Below are 7,986 nucleotides of genomic sequence, written 5' to 3' on the forward strand. Positions count from 1 at the left end.
CGCAACAATCCCCCAAATCTGACCCTAGATTGTCGCCAGACTAAGGGGGGTTTTGCGACTTATCAAACTTTTAACTTGGAGAGCCTTCTTAACGGGTCTATAAGACCCCTACTGCTCGATAGGTTTCTTGCCTGTATGAAACCTGCCTCAATAACTTAACGCCAGCTTCGCGCTGGCGTTTTTTTTTGCGCTTGGCTGACTTAGCTGGAGCCAAAGCTGCGCCAGCTTTGGCCGATCTTGCGAAGAATCGCTGCGCACTCTGGCACTACAGGCGAAAGCGGTTATGCTGCGCTGCAACATCATCAGGAGAGCCAGCATGCTGAAGCGCAAAACCGCGATTGTCACCGGATCGAACTCGGGAATCGGGCTTGGGGTGGCCGAAGAGCTGGCGCGTGCGGGGGCCGATCTGGTGCTGAACAGCTTTACCGACCGGCCCGAAGATCACGCGCTGGCGGCTGATCTGGCCGCGCGCCACGGCGTGCAGGTGCGCTATATTGCGGCCGATATGTCGAAGGCCGCCGACTGTCGCGGCTTGATTGAAAAGGCGGGCGGCTGCGATATTCTGGTCAATAACGCCGGCGTGCAATTCGTGGCACCGGTCGAGGAATTTCCAACCGAGAAATGGGATCAAATCATTGCGATTAACCTCTCATCGGCCTTTCACACCACGGCGGCGGCGCTGCCGGGGATGCGACTTCGGGGCTGGGGCAGGGTGGTCAATATCGCCTCTGCGCATGGGCTGACGGCCTCGCCGTTCAAATCGGCCTATGTGGCGGCCAAGCATGGCATCGTCGGGCTGTCAAAAACCGTGGCGCTGGAATGCGCGGGCGAGGGCATTACCTGCAACGCGATCTGCCCCGGCTATGTGCTGACGCCCTTGGTCGAGGCGCAGATCCCCGATCAGATGAAGGTGCATGGCATGGACCGCGACACGGTGATCCGCGAGGTGATGTTGCTGCGCCAACCCTCGCGCCAATTTGCCACCGTTGAACAGATCGGCGGCACAGCGGTTTATCTGTGCAGCCCTGCGGCGGATCAGGTCACCGGAACCACGATTTCGGTGGATGGCGGCTGGACGGCACTTTAGGTCAGCTGCGCCAGCGCTGCTTCGACCACATCTTTGGGCTGCGGATAGACCAAACCGGCCGAGACGATCAGCTTGACCGCCTCGTCGGTTTTCATATCCAGCGCAATGACTTCGCTTTGCGGCACGAACAGCAAAATCCCCGAGGTCATTGGCGTCAGCCCCAAAAACACCGCCACTTTGGGTTCGTCGCCGGGCAGTTTGTCGGCAATCTCGCCCTTGGGCGTGGTGGCCACCATGCCCACCGCCCAATAGCCTGGGCGCGGAAATTCGACCAGGCAGGTATGCTCGAAGCTTTTTTCCGATTTCGCAAAGAAGGTCTCGGTGATCTGTTTCAGACCCGAATAGACCGAGCGCACCAGCGGCACGCGGTCAACAAGGCTTTCGGCGCGCCGCATCACGCTGCGCCCGATCAGCCCACGCGCCAAGGCCCCGACGATGGCGGTAAACACCAAGAACACCAGCACCCCAACCCCGCGCACCGGATAGCGCGCTTCGGGGCCAAACCATTGGTGGATCAGGAATTCGGGCTGAAAGCGTTCGGGGATCAGCGGTAAAATCCAGCCGTCGATCCAGCCGATCACCCCCCAGACCACATAGATCGTCAGACCAACCGGCAGCACCACCACCAAGCCGGTCAGAAAAGACGAGCGCAAAGCGCCAAACAGCGAGCGGCGCGGGGGCGGGGGGGGCAGGTCGGACATCACGGCTCCTTGGTTACGGCTAATCTAGGGTCTGGGCGGCGGTCTCACAATGTTTTTGCAGGCCGCTGCGCGGTAATTTCCAAAGCAATCGCAGCACCAAGACGGGCATTGTTCAAAACAAGAGCAATGTTTGACACCAGTGACTGACCCTTGGTCAGATCAAAGATGCGGTCAAGCAGGAAAGGTGTGACATCCTTGGCCAAAATGCCTGCGGCTGCGGCCTCGGCAAGGGCGGTTTCGATCACAGGATCAATGATTTCGCGCGCAACCTCGTCGCCCGCGGGGATCGGATTGGCGATCAGCTGGCCCCCCGGCAGACCCAAGCTGGTTCGCAGCAGTTGCGCCCGCGCGATCTCGGCAGCGGTGTCCATCCGCAAGGGCGCTTTCAGCCCAGAAGAGCGTGACCAGAAGGCTGGAAAATCGTCTTGGCCATAAGCGATCACCGGCACGCCTGCGGTTTCCAGATATTCCAGGGTCTTGGGCAGATCGAGGATGGCCTTGGCACCGGCTGCAATCACCGTGACCGCGGTGGCCGCCAGTTCGGGCAGATCGGCAGAGATATCAAAGCTGGTTTCCGCACCGCGATGCACGCCGCCAATGCCGCCGGTGGCAAAGACGTCGATGCCGGCAAGATGCGCGCAGATCATCGTGGCGGCAACCGTGGTCGCCCCCATCTTGCCCTGCGCCAAGCAGGCCGCAAGGTCGGCGCGCGACAGCTTCATCACATGCGCGGCTTGGCCCAAGGCATCAAGCTGGGCGTCGGTCAGCCCGATCAAAATGCGGCCACCCATCACGGCGATGGTGGCGGGCGTGGCGCCGTGCGCGCGCACCTCGGCCTCGACGGCGCGGGCGGCCTCGACGTTTTGCGGAAACGGCATGCCATGGGTGATGATGGTGGATTCAAGCGCCACAATCGCGCGGCCTTCGGCGCGGGCTTGGGCGACTTCGGGCGAGAATTGCAGAAGGGGATGGGTCACGAAGCATGTTCTCCTGAAACATAGGTGGCGGCGGCGCGCAGGGCGGCTGAAAGCGCGTCGGCGCGGCAGGCCCCTTTGCGCTCGGCCACGATATGGGCTGCCATAAAGGTATCGCCCGCGCCGGTGATGCGCGCGACCATAACGGGGGGAGGTGACGCGGTGATGACACCGCTGTGTTGCAGGCCTTCGGCGCAGTCTTGCCCGCCATTTGTAACCAGAACATGCGCGGCGCCACGCGCCAAAAGCGCTTCGGCGGCGTCAGAGGCTTGGGCAAAGCTGTCTTTGCACAGCAGGCCTGCCTCTTCAAGATTGACATAAAGCGTGGCGGTGGGGTGAGCGAGCAGCGGCAGCAAGCGTTCGGCCTTGCCGGGGCTGGCGGGGGCGATGCGCAGATCGGCGGCGGCAAACAGCGGCGAGCTGGCGATTTCGGACAAAAGCGCCACGGTCAGATTGCCGTCAAGCGCCACCATCCCCACCCAAGGCTGTGCGTGTGATCCAAGACTGCCATCGGCCAAGGGCCGCAGGATCTTATCGCCGGCGGCCTCGAGCGAATGCGCATCGGCAATCGCCGCGATCAGACCATTTGCGCCTTCAAGCGCCATATAGACATCGGTGGGAAGATCCGCCGAGCGGTAGAGGTGATCGGTGATCAGCCCCATCCGCGCGCAGGCAGCAACCAGATCGTCGCCAGCTGCGTCCTGACCCACGGCTGAAAGCAGGGCAGGGCGCAGGTTGAAACGCGCCAAGGTCATTGCGATATTCAGCGCAACGCCGCCCGGCAGGCGGGTGATGCGCCCCGGCACATCCGAGCCAAGCCGCATCGCCAGCGGCGAGCGGCCGATGATGTCCCAAAGCACAGAGCCGATACAAAGGATATCTGGTGTCATGCGAGCTTCTTCGCCTATCCCAAAGCGCGGTGCAAGGGGCGCTGGGGGAGCCTCCGGCGGGGATATTTTTGCCAAGATGAAAGCGGAAGTGCGGAATTGACTTGTGAGGCGGCGGGGGATGGGGTAGTTGGCGCGCACTTCACAGGTGAGGCTTGGGCTTTGCGGGGAGATATCCCGTATCGTCCGCCGGTTGGACCAGCAGGTCTGAGACAGCTTTGCCGAGGATAGAAACCGGAAAGGATAAGACCATGGCTCTTCCAGAGTTTTCCATGCGTCAGCTGCTTGAAGCTGGCGTTCACTACGGCCACCAGACCGCGCGCTGGAACCCGAAGATGGGGCAATACATCTACGGCGACCGCAACGGCATCCACATTCTTGACCTGACGCAGACCGTTCCCATGCTGGAACAGGCGCTGAAAGTTGTGCGCGACACGGTTGCCAAGGGCGGCCGCATTTTGTTCGTGGGCACCAAGCGTCAGGCGCAAAAGCCAGTGGCTGAAGCCGCGGAGCGTTGCGCACAGTTTTACATGAACCACCGCTGGCTGGGCGGCACGCTGACCAACTGGAAAACCGTTTCCCAGTCGATCCAGCGTTTGAAGCAGATTGATGAGCTGCTGGCAGCTGGCGGCGAAGGCTTGACCAAAAAAGAGCGTCTGATGATGGAACGCGATCAGGGCAAGCTGCAGGCTTCCTTGGGCGGTATCCGCGAGATGGGCGGTACGCCTGACCTGATTTTTGTCGTTGACGTGGGCAAAGAAGATCTTGCGATCTTGGAAGCGCAAAAGCTGGGCATTCCTGTTGTTGGTATCGTTGACACCAACAACTCGCCCAAAGGCGTTGACTATGTGATCCCGGGCAACGACGATGCGGCCCGTGCGATCCAACTTTACTGCGAGCTGATTGCCCGCGCAGCTTTGGACGGTATGTCGGCGCAAATGGGCGCTGCCGGTATCGATCTGGGCGCGCTGGAAACGGCACCAGAAGAAGAAGCTGTCGCTGAAGCCTAATAGGCTGTCACGGAACGGACAACTGGCGGGGGTAGGGTGGCGCGCAAGCTGAACACCTCTTCCCGCCAGACCCATTTCTTATTTCAGGAGACTGACATGACCATCACCGCAACTATGGTGAAAGACCTGCGCGAATCGACCGGCGCAGGCATGATGGACGCGAAAAAAGCGCTTGTTGAAACCAATGGCGACATGGAAGCAGCGGTTGACTGGCTGCGCACCAAGGGCCTTGCAAAGGCTGCCAAAAAGGCAGACCGCGTTGCTGCCGAAGGCCTTGTGGGCGTGGCTGTGGCTGGCGGGCGCGGCGTGGCTGTTGAGATCAACTCGGAAACCGACTTTGTTGGTAAGAACGCTGATTTCCAAGCATTGGCGCGCGGCATCACCGAAGCCGCTTTGACAGTGGCTGACCTTGATGCGCTTAAAGCGGCTGATCTGGGCGGAAAATCGGTTGAGACCGCTTTGAGCTCGGCCATCGCGATTATTGGCGAGAACATGACCCTGCGCCGGATGGCTTCGGTTCAAGGCGAAACCGTTGCCGCCTATGTCCACAACGCAGCCGCTGACGGTTTGGGCAAGATCGGCGTTTTGGTCGCTGTGAACGGTGCCGACAACGGCATTGCAAAGCAGATCGCCATGCATATCGCTGCAACCAATCCTTTGGCTTTGTCGGAAGCGGATCTTGATCCGGTTGTGCTTGAGCGCGAGTTGGCTGTGCAAACCGCCAAGGCATTGGAAGAGAACGCGGCTTCGGCCAAGCCAAAGCCAGATGCTGTGATCCAGAACAACATTATTCCGGGCCGCATGAAGAAATTCGTCGCCGAAAGCACGCTGATGGGTCAGGCTTTTGTGATGAACCCAGACATCACCGTTGAGCAGGCTGCGAAAGACGCAGGCGTCACGGTTGTGGGCTTTGTGCGCATGGCTTGCGGCGAAGGCATCGAAAAAGAGAAAGAAGATTTTGCTGCCGAAGTTGCCAAGACTTTGAAAGGCTGATCTGATTTTCAGACCGAGAAAGAGAGCTGGCAGCAATGCCGGCTCTTTTTTTATGGGATAAGGTCTGCGGGCGCTGGGTTTTGTTGATGTTTCGGTTTTGGGACTATCTATGCGAGGGCTGCGTGCGGTTCGGTAAGATATATTACATAATAATGATTATCGGATAAATGGATTTGATGAAAAAGGGCGGCATGACACCGCCCTTCGGGCCTTACAGAAGTTTGCGGTCGCGTGCGATCATCGCAGCATGGGTACGGTTTTTCGCCACCAGCTTGCGGCTCATGGTTTTGACGTGCAGCTTGACCGTCACCTCTTGCAGATCATGGTCACGCGCAATTTCTTTGTTGGATTTGCCTTCGCAGATGCCGCGCAGCACGTCGATCTCGCGCGGTGACAGCAGCATGTCTTTGGCCGATTGTTCTTTTTTCATCAGGCTCATCGGCGCATAAATCTCGCCCGCGACCATAAAGCGCGCCGCCGCCACCATCGAACGCGAGCCGAGCGTTTTGGGCACATAGCCCGCCGCCCCCATCGCCAAGGCCTGTTCAGCAACCGCAGGCGTAATCGCCCCCGAGATCAAAGCCACAGGACGGCCCTCATTGGCCTCCATCATCCGCGTCAGGCCTTCAAGGCCATCCATTCCGGGCATGTCATAATCGACAAAGACCAGATCAAATGTTCCAGAGGCTTGCACAACCCGCAAGGCTTCGTCCAAACTGGAGGCCATGCGCACCTCTTCAAAGCCTTCGCTTTCCAGAAATGCCGCAATGGTTTCGCGCACAAGATCGTGGTCGTCTGCTACTAGTATCCGCATTCTGCTTCCCGTTTTGCCCTAAACCCGCCCGCTATTCTTCTGAACTAGCCTGAGGTATCGCCGATCATATGTCGATGAGTGTTTCGTAGACCTTAAGGTAGTAACAATAAGCCTGTGGTTGCGAAAGTTCATCATCAGAATATGTTTTCAACAATTTGTAATGCAATTATACACTAAAGTATATATTCATATCCCGAAGAGAGGATGATTTGATACGCCAGTCGTGGCACAACCGCCAAGTGTTGGACGAGTGATACCAGAGGATGCTTCGGATGAAACCTGTTGTGGCGGCTGTTTTTACGTTTTTTTTCTGTATGGCTGCGCCGATGTTTGCCGAAGGATTGCCGCAGCCGCGCGGCGAGGTGGTGTTGCAGGTCACCGGCGATTTGGCGCTGACCAATGGCGATCATTCAGCAAGTTTTGATCTGGAAATGCTGAAAGATCTGGGCGTTACCTCCTTCAAAACCTCGACTGTTTGGACCGAAGGCACGCCAGAGTTCAGCGGTGTCAGCCTCAAGGCTTTGGTGGACAAGCTGGGCATCACCGCGCCTGTGATGAATATGTATGCGGTGAATGATTATGTCGTCGATATTCCACTGACCGAGGCCGTGGCAGATGGGCCGATCCTTGCTTTTGCGATTGATGGCGTGCCGATGTCGGTACGCGACAAGGGTCCGCTGTGGCTTATCTATCCCTATGATGCAAAACAAGAATATCAAACAGAAACCACTTTTTCGCGCAGCATCTGGCAGTTGGTGCGCATCGAATTGGAAAATTAGCGGCAGATGTTACGGGGCTAAGTCATTCCACGGTTGAGTGTTATTGCAGCCTTTGGCAAGTGAAGGCTTTTTGGGGTCAATATTTTGAAAAAGCGGCCTTTAAGACGCAGCGGACCGACACGCGCCTTGTTTGGTGTGTTTATGGCCTGTGTCTTAGCACTCTGTATGGTCGGCATAGCGACGCTTGGTCTGAATGTGCGCAATGGCATTCAGTCGCAGGCTTCGGCCAGTTCGGACAACACTCAATGGACCCTGTCGCAGCTGGATGTCGAGTTTCTGAATTTCAAAGAAGCGGTTAGCGAGGCCATTGCCGGTCGCGCAGCTTTGTCGCAGGTGCGCACCAGCTATAATATTGTCTACAGCCGTACCAATACCTTCTTGCAAGGCAAGGTCTTCGAGCCGCTGCGCAGCAAAGACACCTATATGCTGCCCTTGTCGCAAATCCGCAGCTTTCTGGACGGCTATTTGCCGCTGATAGATGGCCCCGATCCAGGGCTGCAAGCCGCCCTGCCCCAGTTGGAACGTGACGCTAACCTGGTGCGGCCAAAGGTGCGCGGGCTCTCGCTTGCGGCGCTGCGGCTGTTTGCGGTCAATGCCGATGCACAGCGCGGGCAGATCGTCGAGACTTTGGTCAAGGTCGGCGCGCTGACCGCGTTAATGGTTGTCTTGTTGCTGTTGCTGGTGGTGTTATTGCTGCATTTCGGCAGGCTGTCGCAGCGCCATGCGCGCGAGGTCGAGCTT

At 58.4% G+C, this 7,986-nt stretch carries 8 protein-coding genes and 1 pseudogene; 5 read left to right on the forward strand and 4 right to left on the reverse strand.

The features are described 5' to 3' along the window. The first annotated feature begins 316 nt into the window (after positions 1 to 316). The gene (locus V7Q10_RS15275) at positions 317 to 1,087 is read left to right on the forward strand and encodes a 3-hydroxybutyrate dehydrogenase (protein WP_333869999.1); all 771 of its coding nucleotides are present in this window, start codon (positions 317 to 319) and stop codon (positions 1,085 to 1,087) included. On the opposite strand, the gene V7Q10_RS15280 is transcribed toward V7Q10_RS15275, so the two are convergent. The 3 genes from V7Q10_RS15280 to V7Q10_RS15290 are packed head-to-tail and all read right to left on the reverse strand — an operon-like array spanning position 1,084 to position 3,652. After that, on the reverse strand, positions 1,084 to 1,788 hold the full coding sequence (locus tag V7Q10_RS15280) for a DUF502 domain-containing protein (protein WP_333870000.1): 705 nt from the start codon (positions 1,786 to 1,788) through the stop codon (positions 1,084 to 1,086). The two genes, V7Q10_RS15275 and V7Q10_RS15280, sit on opposite strands and share 4 nt — an antisense overlap. A 44-nt stretch (positions 1,789 to 1,832) precedes the next feature. Then, positions 1,833 to 2,765, reverse strand: coding sequence for a pseudouridine-5'-phosphate glycosidase (locus V7Q10_RS15285; protein ID WP_333870001.1), 933 nt, complete (start codon positions 2,763 to 2,765; stop codon positions 1,833 to 1,835). Further along, on the reverse strand, positions 2,762 to 3,652 hold the full coding sequence (locus tag V7Q10_RS15290) for a PfkB family carbohydrate kinase (protein ID WP_333870002.1): 891 nt from the start codon (positions 3,650 to 3,652) through the stop codon (positions 2,762 to 2,764). The genes V7Q10_RS15285 and V7Q10_RS15290 overlap by 4 nt, the downstream gene beginning before the upstream one ends. 248 nt (positions 3,653 to 3,900) lie before the next feature. Here V7Q10_RS15290 and rpsB point away from each other — a divergent pair, with 248 nt between their 5' ends. Both rpsB and tsf read left to right on the forward strand, forming a co-directional pair. Further along, entirely contained in the window at positions 3,901 to 4,659 is a 759-nt protein-coding gene (rpsB, locus tag V7Q10_RS15295; RefSeq protein WP_333870006.1) for a 30S ribosomal protein S2, read from the forward strand. Positions 4,660 to 4,755: 96 nt separating this feature from the next. Beyond that, entirely contained in the window at positions 4,756 to 5,652 is an 897-nt protein-coding gene (tsf, locus tag V7Q10_RS15300) for a translation elongation factor Ts (RefSeq protein WP_333870003.1), read from the forward strand. Positions 5,653 to 5,863: 211 nt separating this feature from the next. On the opposite strand, the gene V7Q10_RS15305 is transcribed toward tsf, so the two are convergent. Beyond that, positions 5,864 to 6,466, reverse strand: coding sequence for a response regulator transcription factor (locus tag V7Q10_RS15305; protein ID WP_333870004.1), 603 nt, complete (start codon positions 6,464 to 6,466; stop codon positions 5,864 to 5,866). A 326-nt stretch (positions 6,467 to 6,792) separates the two neighbouring features. Here V7Q10_RS15305 and V7Q10_RS15310 point away from each other — a divergent pair, with 326 nt between their 5' ends. Next, entirely contained in the window at positions 6,793 to 7,245 is a 453-nt protein-coding gene (locus tag V7Q10_RS15310; RefSeq protein ID WP_333870005.1) for a molybdopterin-dependent oxidoreductase, read from the forward strand. Positions 7,246 to 7,386: 141 nt separating this feature from the next. Beyond that, positions 7,387 to 7,986, forward strand: a pseudogene (locus tag V7Q10_RS15315) (hypothetical protein); the annotation flags it as partial.

The sequence above is a fragment of the Cypionkella sp. genome (assembly GCF_036782355.1).
In the GTDB taxonomy this organism is placed as follows: Bacteria; Pseudomonadota; Alphaproteobacteria; order Rhodobacterales; family Rhodobacteraceae; genus Cypionkella.